The organism is Streptomyces sp. E2N166, from assembly GCF_003671715.1.
Classification (GTDB): Bacteria; Actinomycetota; Actinomycetes; order Streptomycetales; family Streptomycetaceae; genus Streptomyces; species Streptomyces thinghirensis.
This window is the reverse complement of record NZ_RAIF01000025.1, coordinates 68,582-85,506: the sequence shown is the minus strand read 5'-3', so window position 1 is coordinate 85,506 and position 16,925 is coordinate 68,582. Positions and strand designations below refer to the sequence as shown.

The following is a 16,925-nucleotide window of genomic DNA, read 5'->3' as shown; positions in this document are numbered from 1 at the left end:
GGAGGGCCGGCGCCCCGGGGGGCCGGCGCCCCGGAGGGGGGCCGTCGGCGCCTCACGCCATGCGGCGGACGGCGCGGCCGAGGAGCAGGGGCACGGCCAGGTGGTGCACCGGTGCGGCCAGGGACCACAGCGCCCGGCCGGCCCGGCGCTCGTAGCGCACGTACGTCGCCCAGACCAGCCGTGAGCCGTCGAGGGTCAGCACGTTGCGGACGGTCAGCGACGGGGCGCGGGCCTCCAGGGCGAGCCTGGCCGGCCCGGACTCCACCATGCGCCACCCCACCACGTGCCGCGCCGAGGACCGCGGCCCCAGCCGCAGACCGAGAACACCGGCCCAGCCCGTCCGGATCAGCTCACGCAGCACCGCCGGGATGTCCTCGAAGCTGGCGCGGGCCCATTGCTCGGGCGCCAGCCGGGGCAGTCCGGCGGTCGGGAGCTCGAACGCCGACGCGAAGTGGGTGCCGGCGGGGTCCACCCGAATGCGCCGAATGGCAGGAGTACCGGTTGGGGCCATGCGCGGGAGTCTAGGGCCGGGAGCCGGGCCGCACACCGTGTGTCCGGGGCGCCCTCGCTAGCGCCGCGGCGTCGAGAGCCCCAGCACCCGGTCCTTCAGTGCCGGGAACTGTTCCCTGGTCCGCGCCACCTTCGCCGGGTCGAACTCCACCGTGAGGACCTCCTCGTCCGCGCCGGCCTCCGCCAGCACCTCGCCCCACGGATCCACCACGATCGAGTGACCGGCCTGCGGAACTCCGGCATGCGTCCCGGCCGTTCCGCACGCGAGGACGAACGCCTGGTTCTCCACCGCCCGCGCCTGTGCCAGGAGCGTCCAGTGGGACCGCCGGCGCTCCGGCCAGCCCGCCGGGACGACGAGGGTCTCGGCCCCCGCGTCGACGAGTGAGCGGAAGAGTTCGGGGAAGCGAAGGTCGTAACAGGTCGCCACGCCGAGCGTCGTGTCCGGCAGACGGACCGTCACCGGCTCGCGCCCCGCGCCCATCAGCACGGCCTCGCCCTTGTCGAAGCCGAACCGGTGGATCTTGCGGTAGGAGGCGGCCAGGTCACCGGAGGGGGAGAAGACGAGAGAGGTGTTGTACAGCTGTCCGTCGGAGCCACGCTCGGGGACCGACCCCGCGTGCAGCCACACGCCCGCGTCGCTCGCCGCCTTCGCCATCGCCTCGTACGTCGGCCCCTCCAGCGGCTCGGCCTGCGAGCCGAACTCCTCGAAGGCGAACGCGCCCGTGGTCCACAGTTCAGGCAGTACGACGAGGTCGGCGCCCGCCTGATCCCGTACGAGCGCCGCCGCTCGCACACGGCGTACTTCCGCCGACTCGTCCTCATTCACAGCGATTTGGAGCAAAGAGGCGCGCACACTACCACCGTCCTGGCATTCGAGCCGTCCACACGGGCCTACGATCGTCACACGAAAGCACTGCCGGGGTGCCGCACAGCAGCGTAACTTGGGGGTCCTCCCGGATCGAAGGCAGCCGAGAGCCGGGGGAGTCCCAAGCCGACGCCGACCGCAGCCACCTCCCACTGGCACCGCCGCCACAACCCGCCCGTGTACCGACCGCCGAGGGGTCCCGTTCCGTGAGTCTGCATCCCACCCTCCAGCCCTACGCCGACGCCTGGACTCACTCCATCGAGGCGATATCCGAGCTGGTTCAGCCGCTTGTGGAGGCAGAGTGGAACCGCCGCACCCCCTGCCCGGGCTGGTCGGTGCGCGACGTCGTCTCCCACGTGCTGGGGCTGGACTCCGAGATGCTGGGCGACCCGCGCCCCATCCACACGCTCCCGCGCGACCTCTTCCACGTCACCAATGACCACCAGCGCTACATGGAGATGCAGGTCGACGTCCGCCGCCACCACACGGCACCCGAGATGACGTCCGAGCTGGAGTACATGGTCATCCGGCGCAACCGCCAGCTGCGGAACGAGTCGCGCGACCCCGGCACGAAGGTGCGCGGCCCGCTCGGCACCGAGCTGACCCTCGGAGAGGCGATGCGCCGGCACGCCTTCGACGTCTGGGTGCACGAACAGGACCTGCGCACGGCCCTCGGCCGCCCCGGCAACCTCGACTCCCCCGGCGCGCACGTCGCCCGTGACGTGCTGCTCGACGAGCTGCCGGGGGTCGTCGCCGAGCGCGCGGACGCCCCCCGCAGCTCCGCCGTCGTCTTCGACGTCCACGGCCCGGTCGAGTTCCTGCGCACCATCCGCGTCGACATCCAGGGCCGCGGCACCCTGGAAACGGCCCCCGCCCTCGGCCCCGCCGCCACCCTCACCCTCGACTGGGAGACCTACGTCCGCCTGGCCTGCGGCCGCGTGACCCCGGAAGCCGCGGCGGACCGCATCAAGACGGAGGGCGACCAGGACCTCACGACGGCGATCCTGCGGAATTTCACGGTGACGCAGTAGCGCCGGTGGTGAAACCGACCCGTCCGGCGTTTGAGGACGAGGCCGCTCAGGCCGAAGCGGGGGACTGGGGGCGGCAGCCCCCAGAAGGGCCCGCCCCCGCACCGGGCACCTACACAGGCACGTGCACCGTCTCCACCCGGCTCGCGACCAACCGCTCCCGTTCCCTGCGCGCCGCCCGCTTCCGCAACCGGAGAATCTGCGACACCCCGACCGCCTGAAGCACGAACACGGACGAGAACGCGACGGTGTAGTCGTCCCCGGTCGCGTCCAGCAGCACCCCCACCGCGAACAACGTGGTCATCGACGCCACGAAACCGCCCATGTTCGTGATCCCGGACGCCGTCCCCTGCCGCTCCGGCGGATTCGCCGGCCGCGCGAAGTCGAAGCCGATCATCGACGCCGGCCCGCACGCGCCAAGCACCGAGCACAGCACGACGAGGAGCCACATCGGCGCGTGGTCGGCCGGGTAGGCGAGCGTCACCGCCCACAGGAGCGCCGTCGCGCCCACCGTGCCGAGCGCCAGCGGCAGCCGCGCCGCGTGGTGCCGGGCGATGATCTGGCCGTAGACCAGGCCGACCGTCATGTTGGACAGCACGACGAGGGTGAGCAGCCCGCCGGCCGTGGCCCGGGGCAGCCCCTGCGCCTCGACCAGGAACGGCATCCCCCACAGCAGCAGGAACACCATCGCCGGGAACTGGGTGGTGAAGTGCACCCACAGCCCCAGCCGCGTCCCCGGCTCCCGCCAGGACGTGGCGATCTGCCGCCGTACGTACGCGGCCCCCTGGTGCGGCAGCGGCTCGGGCTCGTGCCCCTCGGGATGGTCCTTCAGGAAGAGCAGCAGCAGGACGAAGACGACCACGCCCGCCAGCGCACTGCCCGCGAACGCCGCCGTCCAGCCGATGCCGTGCAGCAACCGGGCGAGGACCAGGGTGGAGACCAGGTTGCCCGCCATGCCGACCAGTCCGGCGAGCTGGGCGACCATCGGCCCGCGCCGGGCCGGGAACCAGCGGGTGCCCAGCCGCAGCACGCTGATGAACGTCATCGCGTCCCCGCAGCCGAGCAGTGCCCGCGAGGCGAGCGCCATGCCGTACGACGGGGAGAAGGCGAAGCCCAGCTGCCCGGCCGTGAAGAGCACGACGCCGATGCCCAGCACCTTCTTCGTGCCGAGCCGGTCGACCAGCAGGCCGACGGGTATCTGCATGCCGGCGTAGACCAGCAGCTGGAGGATGGAGAAGGTGGACAGGGCGGAGGCGTTCACGTGGAAGCGGTCGGCGGCGTCGAGGCCGGCCACTCCCAGGGACGTACGGAAGATGACGGCGACGAAGTAGACGGCGACGCCGATGCCCCACACGGCGATCGCCCGCCGTCCGCCCGGCGGATCAGCGGGCAGGGTCTTCCCGGCCGACGTGGCCGAACTCATCGGGCCTCCCCCCGGGCCAGGTGCGAGAACCAGCCCACGTGCCGGTGGACCACTCCGACGGCCGCCTCCGCGTCCCCGGCGCGCAGCGCGTCGAGGATCTCCTCGTGCTCGGCGAGGGTCTTGGCGATCCGGTCGGGGTGGGAGTGCATGACGGCGACGCCCATGCGCAGCTGGCGGTCGCGGAGCTGGTCGTAGAGGCGGGAGAGGATCTCGTTGCCGCCGCTGCGGACGATCTCGGCGTGGAAGCAGCGGTCGGTGACGGAGGCGGCGGCGAGATCACCGGCGGCGGCCTGCTCCTTCTGCCGGCTGAGCAGTTCCTCCAGCCGTTCGACGAGGCCGTGCGGTGCGGGTACGGCCTTCCTGGCCGCGTGTTCCTCGACCAGCAGCCGGGTCTCCACCACGTCCGCGATCTCCTGCGCGGAGACGGGCAGGACCAGCGCGCCCTTCTTCGGGTAGAGCCGGATCAGACCCTCGGCCTCCAGCCGGAGCAGCGCCTCGCGCACGGGCGTGCGGGAGACACCCACGGCCTCGGCGAGCTCGCCCTCGGTGAGCAGGGTCCCGCCCTCGTAGCGGCGCTCCAGGACGCCCTGCTTGACGTGGGTGTAGACGCGGTCCGCCGCCGGTGGTCGCTTCACTGCCGTGGTCATGCCGACAGGATAGATACAACAGGGACGCAAGACGGGGCCCGTCCAGTATGCGGACCCACGGCCACCCATCAGGAGGACCCCGCGCCCCACTCCGACCACCGCACAACCATCCGTGCTATTCACGTGTCGCACAGACGCGGCCGAAGCCTTACCGACCACAACTCGGCCGCGCTCCAGGGGATTTCACCATAATCGGGGTATTCATCTTGATAAACACCATTCACGGCATCCGGCTCCGCAAAGCCGTCGCCGTCGCCCTGACCAGCGGCGCCGTACTCGCGACCGGCGCCCTCTCCACCGCACCCGCGCAGGCCACGCCCGCACAAGCCGCGCCTGCGCAGGCCGCGTCATCCGCGCAGGCCGCGCCCGCGCGGGCCGCCGCCGCGCCCTCGATCGTCGCCAAGGGCGGCTTCGTGATGAACAACGCGAACGGCAAGTCGCTCTACACCAAGGCCGCGGACACCCGGCGCTCCACCGGATCCACGACCAAGATCATGACCGCCAAGGTCGTGCTCTCGCAGCCGAAGCTGAACCTGGACGCCAAGGTCACGATCCAGATGGCGTACAGCGACTACATCGTGTCGAAGAACGCCTCCTCCGCCCGCCTGATCGTCGGCGACAAGGTGACGGTCCGCCAGCTGCTGTACGGGCTGATGCTGCCGTCCGGCTGCGACGCCGCGTACGCGCTGGCCGACAAGTTCGGCTCGGGCAAGACTCGGGCGGCCCGGGTGAAGTCGTTCATCGGCAAGATGAACTCCACCGCCAAGAGCCTCGGCCTGAAGAACACGCACTTCGACTCGTTCGACGGCATCGGCAACGGCAAGAACTACTCCACGCCGCGCGACCTGACGAAGCTCGCGAGCAGTGCGATGAAGAGTTCCACCTTCCGCACCGTCGTCAAGACGAAGAAGTACACGGCGAAGACGGTCACCAAGAAGGGCGGCACCCGCACGATGGCGCCCTGGACCAACACCAACACGCTGCTCGGCAGCTACAGCGGCGCCATCGGCGTCAAGACCGGGTCGGGCCCGGAGGCCAAGTACTGCCTGGTCTTCGCCGCGACCCGAAAGGGCAAGACCGTCATCGGCACGGTCCTGACCTCCTCGTCCTCGTCCCAGCGCGCCAAGGACGCGACGAAGCTCATGAACTACGGCTTCGGCAGGCTCTGACACACACCTACGAAGGGGCTCACCGGCACCGGTGAGCCCCTTCACACGGTTCCGCGACAACGGTCCGACGCCGCCCGCCATACACCCGGTCCACCGGCCGGCGCAGCGGTTCTCGATCACCTTCGCTCGCAGTCGTGAACATCCCGGGAGCCGCTGGCATATGCCCCTGGTTCGGCCCTACGTTCCGCGACGGAGGTGGTTCACATGAACGAACCCAGCAAGCGGCGTCACTCCGCCGAGCGGCACGAGGCGATCGACGTCAACGATTTCGTGTACGCGGCCACCGGCGCCCGGGTGCGGAGGCTGACCATGCCCGACGGAAGCCATTGGTTCCCGGCGGTGGACGTGTGCAAGGAGTTGGGATACACCACGACCCGGAAGGCGCTTCTCGATCACGTTCCGGAGGAGCACCGAGACAATCTCGAGACTGTGACTGGAAGTCACAGTCTCAGCGTTCCCGCAGGTAGGAGTTGGCGACGAGACCTGCAACTCATTGATCTCCAAGGTCTCATCCTCCTCGTCAACGCCTGCACCAAACCGGCCTGCGCCCCCTTCAAGCAGTGGGTCGCCGAAGTCATCGAGACCGTGCAGCGCGAGGGTTCCTACTGTCTCGACGAGGCCGAGGTGCAACCCGCCACGCCCGGCGCGCCCATCGCCTACGCCATGCCGGACCAGGTGGCCGAGGCCATCGTCCGGCTGGAAGCACACAATCTCCAACTGGATGCGGAGCTGGCGGTCGGGCAGCGTGCGTCGATCGCGTTGCAAAAGGAGATGCTGGCCACGCAGCAGGCCACGCTCGCCACGCAGCAGGCCACCCTCGCCGTGCAACAGGCCATGGTGCACGCCTTGGAACGCATCGCGGACCGGTTCGACACCCTGGTCCTCCACCAAGGCGGAACCCTCGGCCACCTCGCCCCGGCACCCACCACGGAGTCGGTACTGGCCGACTGGCGGCAGCGGTTGGCCGTGACGGAGGACGTGTGGACGGTGGCCCTGGCCATCGCACCGGTGCTCGTCGAAAGGGGTGAGCTGCGGGAGCCGCTGGAGTCGATCGCCGCCCGTACGGGGCTCTCCGTGCGCCGGGTCAACGAGTGTCTCCGGCTGCTGCGCAGGCACGCTTGCATCCGCTCCCGGGGCGGGGCCGACGACGGGGCACCGGTGTACGTGCTCCATCAGCTCTGAGCCGGGCACCGCAGAAGGGGCGTCGCAACTCGAACTTGCGGCGCCCCTTCCGCTATGAATCTACTCGGTCCGCGGCTTTCACGCCCAGGTGAGCAGGCGCTTGGGCTGCTCCAGAATCGCCGCCACGTCGGCGAGGACCTTGGAGCCCAGCTCGCCGTCGACCAGGCGGTGGTCGAAGCTCAGCGCCAGGGTGGTCACCTGACGCGGCTTCACCTTGCCCTTGTGCACCCACGGCTGGAGCTTGATCGCGCCGACCGCGAGGATCGCGGACTCGCCGGGGTTGAGGATCGGCGTGCCGGTGTCTACGCCGAAGACGCCGACGTTGGTGATGGTCACCGTGCCCGCCTGCATGGCGGCCGGGGAGGTCTTGCCCTCCCGGGCCGTCGACACCAGCTCGCCCAGGGACCCCGCCAGCTGCGGCAGCGTCTTGGCGTGGGCGTCCTTGATGTTCGGGACGATCAGACCGCGCGGGGTCGCCGCGGCGATGCCCAGGTTGACGTAGTGCTTGACCACGATCTCCTGCGCCGCCTCGTCCCAGGAGGCGTTGACGTCCGGGTTGCGCTTGATGGCGACCAGCAGGGCCTTGGCGATCAACAGGAGCGGGTTCACCCGCAGGCCCGTGAACTCCTTGTCCTGCTTCAGCTCCTCGACCAGCTTCATCGTGCGCGTCACGTCGACCGTCACGAACTCGGTGACGTGCGGCGCCGTGAACGCCGAGCCGACCATCGCCGCCGCCGTCGCCTTGCGGACGCCCTTGACCGGGATACGGGTCTCGCGCGCCGTGTCGTACGACACCGCGGCCGCCGGGGAGGGGGCCGCGGGGGTGGCCGCGACGGGTGCCGCCGGTGCCGCCCCGGGTTCCGGGGCCTGTGCCGGGGCCACCGCCGCGTGCACGTCCTCGCGCGTGATGATGCCGTCCGGGCCGGTCGGCGCGACCGTGGCTAGGTCGACGCCGAGGTCCTTGGCCAGCTTGCGCACCGGGGGCTTGGCGAGCGGGCGGCCTCGGGTGACGGCCGGTGCGGATCCGTGGCCGTTCATCTCGGCCTGGATCGCGGCGGAGGCGGCCGAGGCCTCCTGGACCGGGACCTCCGCGGCCTTGCGGGGGCGGCGGCGGGTCGAGGAGGTCGACACCCCGTAGCCCACGAGGACCGGCTGGCGGCCCTCCGGCTTCTTCTCCCCGGCCTCGGCCGCGGCCGACTCGGTCGCCGTGTCCGCCGTGCCCTCGACAGGGGCCTGCGCCGGCTCCGGCGCGGGGGCCGCCGCCGCGTCGCCGACGGCCACCGCGATGATCGACGTGCCCACGTCGACCGTGGTGCCCTCGGGGAAGTGCAGCTCGCGGACCACTCCGTCGTAGGGGATGGGCAGCTCGACGGCGGCCTTCGCCGTCTCGACCTCGCACACCACCTGGCCGTCGGTGACCGTGTCACCGGGCTGGACGTACCACTTGAGGATCTCGGCCTCGGTGAGTCCCTCGCCCACGTCGGGCATCTTGAACTCGCGTACGGACCCTTCGGTCATTGTCGTCACGACCCTCTCCTCAGTACGCCAGCGAGCGGTCGACGGCATCCAGCACCCGGTCCAGATCGGGCAGGTACTCCTCCTCCAGGCGGGCCGGCGGGTACGGGGCGTGGTAGCCGCCGACCCGGAGTACCGGGGCCTCCAGGTGGTAGAAGCAGCGCTCCGTGATGCGGGCCGCGATCTCCGCGCCCGAGCCCAGGAACACCGGCGCCTCGTGGACCACGACCAGGCGGCGGGTCTTCTCCACCGACGCCTGGATCGTGTCGAAGTCGACCGGGGAGATCGAGCGCAGGTCGACGACCTCCAGGGACCGGCCCTCCTCGGCCGCCGCGTCGGCGACCTCCTGGCAGAGCTTCACCATCGGGCCGTACGCGGCGAGCGTGAGGTCGCTGCCCTCGCGCACCACACGCGCGATGTGCAGCGGGCCCGGGATGGCCTCGCTGTCGACCTCGCCCTTGTCCCAGTAGCGTCGCTTGGGCTCGAAGTAGATCACCGGGTCGTCGCTCTGGATGGCCTGCTGCATCATCCAGTACGCGTCCGCCGAATTCGACGGGGAGACCACCTTCAGGCCCGCCACGTGCGCGAACAGCGCCTCGGGGGACTCGGAGTGGTGCTCGACCGCGCCGATGCCGCCGCCGTAGGGGATACGGATGACGACCGGCATCTTGACCTTGCCCAGCGAACGGGCGTGCATCTTCGCCAGCTGGGTGACGATCTGGTCGTAGGCCGGGAAGACGAAACCGTCGAACTGGATCTCCACCACCGGCCGGTACCCGCGGAGGGCGAGACCGATGGCGGTGCCGACGATGCCGGACTCCGCCAGCGGGGTGTCGATGACCCGGTCCTCGCCGAAGTCCTTCTGAAGGCCGTCGGTGACCCGGAAGACGCCGCCGAGCTTGCCGACGTCCTCGCCCATGATCAGGACCTTGGGGTCGGAGTCCAGCGCGCGGCGCAGCGATTCGTTGATCGCCTTGGCCAGTGCCATCTTTTCCGTCGCCATGTCAGACCCCCTCAGCCTCTGCGAACGACGCCTGGTAGGCGGCGAACTGGGCTCGCTCCTCGTCGACGAGCGCGTGCCCGTCCGCGTACACGTTCTCGAAGATGGCGAACCGGTCCGGGTCCGGCATGGCACGGACCACTTCGCGCACTCGTTTGCCCAACGTCTCGCTCTCCGCCTCCAGTTCCGCGAAGAATCCCTCGTCCGCGTGGTTTGCGGACTCCAGGAAGCGGCGAAGGCGCAGAATCGGGTCCTTCGCCTCCCAGGCGGCGCGCTCGTCGTCGTGCCGGTAGCGGGAGGGGTCGTCCGAGGTGGTGTGGGCGCCCATGCGGTACGTGTACGCCTCGATCAGCGCCGGGCCCTCACCGCGCCGCGCCCGCTCCAGCGCCCACCGGGTGACCGCGAGACAGGCCAGCGCGTCGTTGCCGTCGACGCGGACACCGGGGAAGCCGAAGCCCTGGGCGCGCTGGTACAGCGGCACGCGGGTCTGCTTCTCGTTGGACTCGGAGATCGCCCACTGGTTGTTCTGGCAGAAGAAGACGACCGGGGCGTTGTAGACGGCGGCGAAGTTGAACGCCTCGCTGACGTCACCCTGGCTGGAGGCGCCGTCCCCGAAGTAGGCGATCACGGCGGAGTCCGCGCCGTCCTTGGTGATGCCCATCGCGTAACCCGTGGCGTGCAGCGCCTGCGAGCCGATCACGATGGTGTACAGGTGGAAGTTGTTGCTGTTGGGGTCCCAGCCGCCGTTGTTCACGCCGCGGAACATGCCCAGCAGGTTGGTCGGGTCCACCCCGCGGCACCAGGCGACGCCGTGCTCGCGGTAGGTCGGGAAGACGTAGTCGTCCTCGCGGGTGGCCCGGCCGGAGCCGATCTGGGCGGCCTCCTGGCCCAGCAGCGAGGCCCACAGGCCCAGCTCGCCCTGGCGCTGCAGGGCGGTGGCCTCGGCGTCGAAGCGCCGGGTGAGCACCATGTCGCGGTACAGGCCGCGCAGCTCGTCGGGGGAGATGTCGGCGACGAACGCGGCGTACTCGGCGTAGGCCGAGTTCCTGGCGGGCTCGACGCGTTCGCCCTCGGGTGTCAGCAGCTGCACCAGCTCCGTCTCGGAGCCCTTCTTGGCGGCAGCGGTGCGGGTGGTGCGCTTGGCGCCGGTGGTACCGGCCTTGGCGCCCGTGGTGCCGGCCTTGGTGCCGGTGGTACCGGTCGCCTTGCTTCCGGCGCTGCGTCGCGGCTTGCGCGCGGCAGTGCTCTCGGTCACGTGTGCTCCTCCGTCGGTCCGGCCCCCGGGTTCGCCGGAAGCCAGTGCGGCTCACCTGCGGCCCGGCGGTCGCACAAGGGTGGGTGCGGCCCGATCGGGAACAGGCGTGACAGGTGCCCCGGCGAGCGCCCTGCGAACAGCACGTTACCCAGTGCTCCACATTTCTGTGAAACCCCACCTGACCTGCGTTTTTACTCGGATTTCCAAGTAAATCGGCGAAGTACGGAAGTTTTACTGGTCACAGCCTCGCAGGGGGCCGGAACAACGGCACGTTATCCCGGCCACCCCGGGCACGGGAAGAGTTGGTGTGTGAGACTGAGCCCGTGCGCGAAGACGGAAAAATCCGGGTATTCCTCCTCGACGACCACGAGGTCGTCCGCCGGGGGGTGCACGATCTGCTCGCGGGCGAGGCCGATATCCAGGTGGTCGGCGAGGCCGGCACGGCGGCGGACGCCCCGGCCCGGGTGGCTGCCACCCGACCGGACGTGGCGGTGCTGGACGTCCGGCTGCCGGACGGCAGCGGCGTGGAGGTGTGCCGCGAGATCCGCTCCCGCGACGAGACCGTCCAGTGCCTCATGCTGACCTCCTTCGCCGACGACGAGGCCCTCTTCGACGCGATCATGGCGGGCGCCTCCGGCTACGTCCTCAAGGACATCCGCGGCGCCGAGCTGCTGAGCGCCGTACGGGAGGTGGCAGGGGGGAAGTCCCTGCTCGATCCGGCGGCCACGGCGCGCGTACTGGAGCGGCTGCGCGACGGCGGCACCCGGACCGACGACCGGCTCGCCCGGCTCACCGAGCAGGAGCGGCGCATCCTGGAGCTGATCGGCGAGGGGCTGACCAACCGCGCGATCGGCGAGCAGCTGCACCTGGCCGAGAAAACGATCAAGAATTACGTCTCTGGTCTGCTGGCCAAACTCGGAATGCAGCGGCGTTCACAGGCGGCCGCGTTCGTGGCCCGGCTGCAGGCCGAGAACCGCTGAGAAACGCGGGCCGGGCTTATTCGGGACTTATGTCCCCTCATGCCGGGGCGGGCGACTCTGTTGCCGTCACCTCCCGCTCCCGCACGGTAAGGCCATGCCCTGGGACGAACAACTCGCCGTCGGCCTGCTCGGCCGCACCGCCCACGGCCGTGCGGCCACCAGCCTGCGTGCCCTGCCCTTCCTCGCCTTCGCACGGCACATCGTGGCCGACGGCCGGGTCCTGCTGCGCATGCCCAGGAGCTGCGGGTACCACCAGGTGTGCGCCGGGAGCGTCATCGCGTACGGCGCCGACAACCTGAGCTCCGCCGGGCCCGGCGAGAGCGTGTGGACCGTGCAGGTCGTGGGCCGGTGCGACGTCCACGAACCGAGCGCCGACGAGATCGAACGCTTCGGCCCCGCGCCGCGCGAGGTGGACGGCGAGCCCTTCGAGCCGGTCTACCTGCGGATCGAGCCGCAGGTCTGCTCCGTGCACTTCACGGACGGCGCCGCCGGGTCTCTGTGACGCCCCCGGAACGCCACGCGCGCGTGAAGCCCGTTTCCGGGCCGCACGCGCGCGTGGGGAGCGGTTGGGGTCAGCCTTCGCCCTCTTCGCCGCCCGGAGCGCCGGTCTCTCCGCCGCCGGTGCCGCCGGTCGGGTCACCGGTCGGGTCACCCGTGGGGTCACCCGTCGGATCCGTCGTCGGGTCGCCCGTGGGCGTCGTCGGGTCACCCGTCGGATCGCCGGTCGGGTCGCCGGTCGGCTCCTCCGTCACGCTCTCCGACGGCGTGTACGACGGCGTGTACGACGGAGTGTAGTCCCCGCCGCCCGTGCCTCCGCCGCCGTTGCCCTGCTCCGTGCCCGGGTCGGTGGTCTCCTGCGTCTCCTCGTCGCTGGGCGACGGGCTGGGCGACTCCTCGTCGGAGCTCTGCGAGGTGGACGCCGACGGGCTCTTGTCCGTGTCGGGGCCGCCCTTGCCGCCGTCGCCGTTGTTCAGGGCCAGCGCGACGCCCGCCGCGATGGCGATCACCGCGAGGACGGCCAGTATCCACAGCCTGCCGCGGCCGCTGCCCTTGTTGCCGCGGCCCTCGAAGCCGCCGTCGTCGCCCCCGCCGTACCCGCCGTTCGGCAGGATCGGCTGGGGGATCTGCTGGGTGCCCGACGCGCCGTGGCCGGGGTGCGGCAGCACCGAGGTGCCCGCGAGGCCGAGGCCGGCCGACGGGGTGTGCCGGCCGTCGTGGGCGGCGACCGGACCGGTGTTCCAGGTGCCGGTGTGGCCGCCCTGCTCGTACAGCATCTGGAGCCCGTACTGGACCAGGCCGCGCATCTCCTCGGCGGTCTGGAACCGGTCGTCGGGCTCCTTGGCGAGCGAGCGCATCACCAGGCCGTCCAGCTCCGGCGGAGTGGCGTCGGAGACCTCGGACGGCGGCGTCGGGATGTCCTGGACGTGCTGGTAGACCACCGACAGCGGGGTCTCGCCGGTGAACGGCGGACGCAGCGCGAGGAGTTCGTAGAGCAGGCAGCCCGTCGCGTACAGGTCGGAGCGGTGGTCGACGGCCTTGCCGAGGGCCTGCTCCGGGGAGAGGTACTGCGGGGTGCCCATGACCATGCCGGTCTGCGTCATCGTCGTGGACGCGCCGTGCAGGGCGCGGGCGATGCCGAAGTCCATCACCTTCACCGCGCCGTTGTCCGTGATGATGACGTTGGCGGGCTTGATGTCGCGGTGCACGATGCCGTGCTGGTGGGAGTAGGCGAGCGCCTCCAGGACACCGGAGACGATGATCAGCGCCTGCTCGGGACCGGGCGCCTCGGCGTTGAGGAGGAGGTCGCGGATGGTGCGGCCCTCGACGATCTCCATCACGATGTACGGCACGGACTGACCGCCGACGAAGTCCTCGCCGGAGTCGTACACGGCGACGATCGTGTGGTGGTTGAGGCCGGCCACCGACTGGGCCTCGCGCGTGAAGCGGGCCTTGGAGACCGGGTCCTCGGCGAGGTCGGCGCGCAGCAGCTTGACCGCCACGGTGCGGCCGAGGCGCACGTCCTCGGCGGCGAACACCTCGGCCATGCCGCCCCGCCCGAGCCTGCGGGTCAGCCGGTACCGGCCGTCGCCGACCAGCCCGCCGTTGCCCCAGGTCTCCGGCGCGTCAGCCATACCGCCGCCAGTCGCCTCGGGTTCGGACGGGCCCTGGGCGCGCTGCTGCTGTGCCATCAGTCCTCGCCGTCGTTTCTGCCCGCGGTGCGCGCGGTGTAGTTACGGTCTCCGTCGGCCACGCTACAGCCTTCGCGGGGGCCTCCGGTCCGAGATGGACGCCGCGACCGGCATCGAGACGGACCGGTCATGAAACCCTGATTCCGTACTGTCGTGCAAATTCTGTGTACCGGCGGTACATCGGCTGTAACGCTTCCGCGACGCTTCTTTCGCGTACGGTCACGGAACGGGCACCGCGCTTGACGTGTCAGTGCCCTGGGGCAGACTTGGCCGGGAATCGCACTTTCGATCACGATCACAAACGCGAGCGCGCGTGCCGCTGCCACCGGCGTCGCGGCGCCTATGGGGGACGCAGAGACATGAGCCAGGACGCCGGACAGGGCCGGTACGCGGGGCGGGCGCTCGCCGGCGGCCGCTACCAGCTGCGCGACTTGCTCGGCGAGGGCGGCATGGCCTCCGTGCACCTGGCGTACGACTCCGTGCTGGACCGCCAGGTCGCGATCAAGACGCTGCACACCGAACTGGGCAGGGAGCAGGCCTTCCGCGAGCGCTTCCGCCGCGAGGCCCAGGCAGTGGCCAAGCTCACGCACACCAACATCGTCTCCGTCTTCGACACCGGCGAGGACGATCTCGGCGGCATGACGACTCCGTACATCGTCATGGAGTACGTCGAGGGCCGGCCGCTCGGCTCGGTGCTCGACGAGGACGTCCGGCAGCAGGGCGCGATGCCCGCCGACAAGGCGCTGAAGATCACCGCGGACGTGCTGGCCGCCCTGGAGATCAGCCACGAGATGGGCCTGGTCCACCGGGACATCAAGCCGGGCAACGTGATGATGACCAAGCGCGGCGTGGTCAAGGTGATGGACTTCGGCATCGCCCGCGCCATGCAGTCCGGCGTGACCTCGATGACGCAGACCGGCATGGTCGTCGGCACCCCGCAGTACCTCTCGCCGGAACAGGCCCTCGGCCGCGGCGTGGACGCCCGCTCCGACCTGTACTCGGTCGGCATCATGCTCTTCCAACTGGTCACCGGGCGCCTGCCGTTCGACGCGGACTCGCCGCTGGCCATCGCGTACGCGCACGTGCAGGAGGAGCCGGTGGCTCCTTCGTCCGTCAACCGCGCCCTGCCGCCGGCCGTGGACGCGCTGGTGGCCCGCGCGCTGAAGAAGAACCCCAACGAGCGTTTCCCCAGCGCCGAGGCGATGCGGGACGAGTGCCTGCGTGTGGCGGCCTCCTTCCAGGCGGCCCCGCCGAGCATCGTGCCCGGCGCGCACGCGTCGAGCGGCGCGGGCGTCGGCTCCGCGGTGTTCCCGCCGGTCGACCAGAGCGGACCGGTGCCCACCGGCCCCGTCCAGACGCCGTACCAGCCGACACCGGCCCCGGGCCCGAACCCGTACGGCACCCCCGCTCCCGCCCCGCACTCGCCCGCGTACGGCTATCCGCAGCAGGGCGGCTACCCGACGCCGGCCGCGTACTCCCCCCAGGGCCCGTCGACCCCGCCGCCGTACAACCTCACGCCGTCGGCGCCGGCGTCCGGTTCCCCGGGCGGTCGCAAGAGCAACAAGCCGGTGATCATTGGCTCGATCGTGGTGGCCCTCGTGGCCGTCGGCGGTCTGGTCGGCGCGCTGACGATGAACAGCGGCGGCGGTGACGACCCCAAGGCCGGCGGCGAGACCAGCGCCAGCGCGTCGGCGTCGAAGGCGGCGGGCTACCGCGGGCCGGACAAGACGAAGACGATCGAGAAGGACGAGTGCACCGAGCCGGAGGAGTCGTACAACGACCCCGACAAGATCAAGGTGCCGGACTTCTCGTTCAAGTACATCGGCTCGGTCAAGGAGTGCTTCAACGCCGCGGGCTGGCGAATGAAGGTCGTGGACGTCGACGAGAACACCTACGGTGAGGGCTCGATCCGCGACCAGTTCCCCGCGCCCGGTACGGATGTCGACCCCGAGGACATGCCGGAGATCCAGCTCAAGGTCTCGACGGGCAACCCGCCGTCCTGACCGCGTGACCCGCGTGGCGTAGCGCCCGGCATACGGCGGAAGGGCCCGGCAGCAGGTGCTGCCGGGCCCTTCGTGGTGTCGGTGGGTCGTCGTTCCTGCCGGACTGGCGGCCTACAGGTAGGGGCCACCCGAACGGCCGCCGGGGTGGGGCGGCTCCTCGCCGTCCTGGCCGACGCCCGGCGGCAGCGCGCGGCGCATCTGCTCCAGCTGGGCGCGTGCGGCCATCTGCTGGGCGAACAGCGTGGTCTGGATGCCGTGGAACAGGCCCTCCAGCCAGCCGACCAGCTGCGCCTGCGCGATCCGCAGTTCGGCATCGGTCGGGGTGACGTCGTCCGTGAAGGGCAGGGAGAGCCGCTCCAGCTCCTCGACCAGCTCCGGTGCCAGGCCGTCCTCCAGCTCCTTCACGGAGCTGGCGTGGATCTCCTTGAGCCGGGCCCGGCTCGCCTCGTCCAGGGGCGCGACGCGCACCTCCTCCAGCAGCTGCTTGATCATGCTGCCGATCCGCATGACCTTGGCAGGCTGTTCCACCTGCTCGGTCACCGGGATCTCGCGGGACTCGTCGTCCCCGCCGCCACCGCCGCTGAGCGCCATTCCGTCCTGGCCGACGACCAGGATCTGGGGGTTCTCCGGCGACCTGTCGTTCCTCGGCATCTCCATGGCGCCATTCTCTCGCACCCGTGCGCCGCGACGGGGTGGTGCCCCCGGGGAAGCGTGCTTTACGCGTTCGGCGGCGTCCGGAATGCCGGTATGGCGGGCGGGTGTGAGGCTTGTTCCGTCGATTTCTGCGACTGGTTACCACCGGGAGGGGGTCACCGACGTGACTCCATGGCTGCGCACACTTCGAGCGACGGGACTGGTGGGGGTCCTGGGGGCGAGCGCACTGCTGTCGCCGTACGGGGTGGGGGTGGCGCACGGCGCCGGGTTCGAGGCGGTCATCCCCGCCGTCGGGCCGGCCGCCGTGTCCCCGTCTCCTCCCGGGCCGGCCCCGGCTCCGGTTCCGGGGGCGTCCGACCCGGACGGGTCCGGCGGTCACGACGGGCACAACGGTCACGAGCGCCCCCGGCGCCCGCAGCGCGACGACGGTCCCGACGGCTCGGATGCCGGCACCGCCTCCCCGTCCACCGGGGAATCCGGCCCGGCGGGCAGCGCGGCGCGCGGC

At 71.1% G+C, this 16,925-nt stretch carries 15 protein-coding genes and 1 pseudogene; 7 read left to right on the top strand and 9 right to left on the bottom strand.

All coding sequences use genetic code 11. The features are described from left to right. Positions 1–52 precede the first annotated feature (52 nt). On the bottom strand, positions 53–511 hold the full coding sequence (locus EBH09_RS18365; protein WP_121748081.1) for a DUF2867 domain-containing protein: 459 nt from the start codon (positions 509–511) through the stop codon (positions 53–55). Between the two features lie 57 nt (positions 512–568). Further along, the gene (locus EBH09_RS18360) at positions 569–1,363 is read right to left on the bottom strand and encodes a carbon-nitrogen family hydrolase (protein ID WP_121748080.1); all 795 of its coding nucleotides are present in this window, start codon (positions 1,361–1,363) and stop codon (positions 569–571) included. A gap of 218 nt (positions 1,364–1,581) precedes the next feature. Here EBH09_RS18360 and EBH09_RS18355 point away from each other — a divergent pair, with 218 nt between their 5' ends. Further along, positions 1,582–2,406 carry a maleylpyruvate isomerase family mycothiol-dependent enzyme gene (locus EBH09_RS18355; RefSeq protein WP_121748079.1) on the top strand — a complete coding sequence of 275 codons (825 nt, stop codon included), beginning with the start codon at positions 1,582–1,584 and terminating at the stop codon, positions 2,404–2,406. 109 nt (positions 2,407–2,515) lie between these two features. Here EBH09_RS18355 and EBH09_RS18350 read toward each other — a convergent pair whose 3' ends face one another. Beyond that, the gene (locus EBH09_RS18350) at positions 2,516–3,826 is read right to left on the bottom strand and encodes an MFS transporter (protein WP_121748078.1); all 1,311 of its coding nucleotides are present in this window, start codon (positions 3,824–3,826) and stop codon (positions 2,516–2,518) included. Then, a complete protein-coding gene (locus EBH09_RS18345; protein WP_121748077.1) occupies positions 3,823–4,473 on the bottom strand; it encodes a GntR family transcriptional regulator in 651 nt (216 codons plus the stop codon). Before EBH09_RS18345 ends, EBH09_RS18350 begins: the two co-directional genes overlap by 4 nt. Positions 4,474–4,679: 206 nt before the next feature. Here EBH09_RS18345 and EBH09_RS18340 point away from each other — a divergent pair, with 206 nt between their 5' ends. Beyond that, on the top strand, positions 4,680–5,642 hold the full coding sequence (locus EBH09_RS18340) for a D-alanyl-D-alanine carboxypeptidase (RefSeq protein WP_121748076.1): 963 nt from the start codon (positions 4,680–4,682) through the stop codon (positions 5,640–5,642). 204 nt (positions 5,643–5,846) lie between these two features. Beyond that, the gene (locus EBH09_RS18335) at positions 5,847–6,824 is read left to right on the top strand and encodes a Bro-N domain-containing protein (RefSeq protein ID WP_121748075.1); all 978 of its coding nucleotides are present in this window, start codon (positions 5,847–5,849) and stop codon (positions 6,822–6,824) included. 78 nt (positions 6,825–6,902) lie between these two features. Here EBH09_RS18335 and EBH09_RS18330 read toward each other — a convergent pair whose 3' ends face one another. The 3 genes from EBH09_RS18330 to pdhA are packed head-to-tail and all read right to left on the bottom strand — an operon-like array spanning position 6,903 to position 10,594. Then, a complete protein-coding gene (locus EBH09_RS18330) occupies positions 6,903–8,351 on the bottom strand; it encodes a dihydrolipoamide acetyltransferase family protein (protein WP_193776391.1) in 1,449 nt (482 codons plus the stop codon). 10 nt (positions 8,352–8,361) lie between these two features. Further along, complete coding sequence (locus EBH09_RS18325; protein ID WP_193776427.1) at positions 8,362–9,327, bottom strand: alpha-ketoacid dehydrogenase subunit beta; 966 nt, start codon at positions 9,325–9,327, stop codon at positions 8,362–8,364. A 16-nt stretch (positions 9,328–9,343) separates the two neighbouring features. Next, positions 9,344–10,594, bottom strand: coding sequence for a pyruvate dehydrogenase (acetyl-transferring) E1 component subunit alpha (pdhA, locus tag EBH09_RS18320; RefSeq protein WP_121748072.1), 1,251 nt, complete (start codon positions 10,592–10,594; stop codon positions 9,344–9,346). 323 nt (positions 10,595–10,917) lie between these two features. Between pdhA and EBH09_RS18315 the strand changes: the two genes are divergently transcribed. Beyond that, positions 10,918–11,574, top strand: a complete 657-nt coding sequence (locus EBH09_RS18315) for a response regulator transcription factor (protein WP_121748071.1) — start codon at positions 10,918–10,920, stop codon at positions 11,572–11,574. A gap of 94 nt (positions 11,575–11,668) precedes the next feature. Beyond that, a complete protein-coding gene (locus EBH09_RS18310) occupies positions 11,669–12,076 on the top strand; it encodes a pyridoxamine 5'-phosphate oxidase family protein (RefSeq protein ID WP_121748070.1) in 408 nt (135 codons plus the stop codon). Between the two features lie 70 nt (positions 12,077–12,146). On the opposite strand, the gene EBH09_RS18305 is transcribed toward EBH09_RS18310, so the two are convergent. Beyond that, positions 12,147–13,763, bottom strand: coding sequence for a protein kinase (locus EBH09_RS18305; protein WP_193776390.1), 1,617 nt, complete (start codon positions 13,761–13,763; stop codon positions 12,147–12,149). Between the two features lie 359 nt (positions 13,764–14,122). On the opposite strand from EBH09_RS18305, the gene EBH09_RS18300 reads away from it, so the two are divergent. Beyond that, positions 14,123–15,766, top strand: coding sequence for a protein kinase (locus EBH09_RS18300; RefSeq protein WP_121748069.1), 1,644 nt, complete (start codon positions 14,123–14,125; stop codon positions 15,764–15,766). Positions 15,767–15,877: 111 nt separating this feature from the next. Here EBH09_RS18300 and EBH09_RS18295 read toward each other — a convergent pair whose 3' ends face one another. Beyond that, a complete protein-coding gene (locus EBH09_RS18295; protein WP_121748068.1) occupies positions 15,878–16,423 on the bottom strand; it encodes a bacterial proteasome activator family protein in 546 nt (181 codons plus the stop codon). A gap of 160 nt (positions 16,424–16,583) precedes the next feature. Between EBH09_RS18295 and EBH09_RS39005 the strand changes: the two are divergent. Beyond that, positions 16,584–16,925, top strand: a pseudogene (locus EBH09_RS39005) (hypothetical protein); the annotation flags it as partial.